We start from the raw sequence: 1,975 nt of genomic DNA on the forward strand, positions 1-1,975 counted from the left end.
TCTCGAATTGCACTCGCCGTGTTGCGCCGCTTAAGCCGCAAGGAAATTGGCAAAGCGTGGATGGCAAACAAAATCGAAAATGCGCTGCTGAAAGCGGGCATGGATCTGGCGTATTTCGTTACCCATTCCTCAACTCCGAACTATTTCCGCAAGCTCAACTACGTCACGACCGTCCTTGATCTCTGTCATCGGGACGATCTCGAATTTCCGGAAGTTAGCTCCGATGGCAGATTCGAAGAACGAGAGTGGCACTTTTCCACATGCCTGCCACGTGCCGTCGCCGTCATGGTGGCATCACATCAGCTCCTGAAGAGGATTGTCGTTCGCTACGGAATTGACGAAGAGCGCATGATTGCGATGCCGTTCGAGCCCTCTCCGTTCTTAGGTGAAGCGCATTCGATCGATCGCACAGCCGTGCTCGGCAATTACGGGCTGAGGGATGGCTATTATTTCTATCCGGCGCAATTCTGGCCTCATAAGAACCATATACGCATTCTTGAAGCGGTCTCATTGTTAAAGCAAAGGATGGCCGTTAATTCCGAGATACGCGTGGTCTTTTCGGGTGCGGACCGCGGTAATTTGGCCCGGATCAAGCAGCAAGCGCAGCGGTTAGGCGTCTCTGACAATGTGACGTTTCTCGGCTTTGTGCCGGTCGATCACATGCGCGCGCTTTACGAAGGCGCTCTGGCCGTCGTGATGTCGACTTATTTTGGCCCGACCAATCTACCGCCGTTGGAAGCCTGGGCAGTCGGCCGCCCGTTGATCTATTCGGCACACCTCAATGAACAGGTCGGCGATGCAGCGTTGTTTGCCGACGCTAATGACGCAGAGCAGTGGGCCGACGCAATGTTGCGCATTCGGGATCCTGCGGTGGCAGTTGATCTGATCGAAAAAGGGCGTAAGCAGCTAAAAGCGATCGACACGGAGCGGCTCGAAGCCGAGACCCTATTCGTACATAGACTCGAGCAATTTGCGCAACGCAGGAAATGCTGGGAATAATCATGGAATGCGCACCAGTCATACTTTTTGTCTTCAATCGTCCCATGCATATGGCACGGACCGTCGCTGCATTGCAGGCAAACGAATTGGCGGAACAGACGCCGCTGTTCATTTTTTGCGACGGTCAGCGCAATGAAAAAGAAGCGGAGCGCGTGCGCCAGGTCCGTGAACAGGCAAAGACGGTAACGGGTTTCAAGTCGGTCACCGTCGTCGAACGTGAAAGAAACTATGGCCTTGCAGGTTCTATCATCGATGGAGTCGGGCGCCTGTGCGAACAATATGGCCGCGTCATCGTCGTCGAGGATGACCTGATAACCTCGCCTGACTTCTTGCGCTATATGAACCAGGGGCTGGATCTTTATGCAGATGAGGAGCGCGTCGCCAGCATTCACGGTTACGCCTATCCAGTCCCCAATGACGATGCTCCCGAGAGCTATTTTCTACGTGGGGCGGACTGTTGGGGATGGGCCACGTGGGCCCGGGCATGGAAACATTTCGAACCCAATGGGGCTAAGCTTCTGATGGGCCTGAAAGAGAAAGGCCTTGCCAAAGCTTTCGACTACGGTGGGAACGCCTTTTTCCTCGCGATGCTGCGCAATCAAGTCAAAGGCAAGAATCAATCTTGGGCGATCAGGTGGCATGCCAGCGCTTATCTGGACAATATGCTGACCCTTTACCCTCGCCAGAGCCTTGTGGAGAACTCAGGGTTTGATGACAGCGGAGTCCACTGCAGCGATGTCGATTATTACGCCGGCAGCCTCGGGCATGCGCCGGGGAAATTGCAAAAGATCCCCGTTGAAGTTAACGAACAAATGCGACTGCGCGTGTTGGGCTTTTTCGCACAGATGCGGCGCCAGCGGATGAATGATTTCTACAAACTCGTATTCTCGGCCGGGGTCAAGCGCATACGCAAAGTAGTCGGTTTGGCGGCATCCTGACGCATCGGTCGATTTGGGAAAGAGAAACATGATAGAAA

Annotated in this window: 2 protein-coding genes; both read left to right on the plus strand. The window is 54.2% G+C overall.

Annotation, left to right across the window (positions count from 1 at the left end):
- A partial coding sequence (locus FY112_RS00475) for a glycosyltransferase family 1 protein (protein ID WP_246700574.1) occupies positions 1-999 on the plus strand: 999 nt, incomplete at its 5' end.
- 2 nt (positions 1,000-1,001) lie between these two features.
- Positions 1,002-1,937 carry a glycosyltransferase gene (locus FY112_RS00480; RefSeq protein WP_131630349.1) on the plus strand — a complete coding sequence of 312 codons (936 nt, stop codon included), beginning with the start codon at positions 1,002-1,004 and terminating at the stop codon, positions 1,935-1,937.
- The last annotated feature ends 38 nt before the right edge of the window (positions 1,938-1,975 follow it).

This window comes from Rhizobium sp. PEPV16, from assembly GCF_008919455.1.
Classification (GTDB): Bacteria; Pseudomonadota; Alphaproteobacteria; order Rhizobiales; family Rhizobiaceae; genus Rhizobium; species Rhizobium leguminosarum_Q.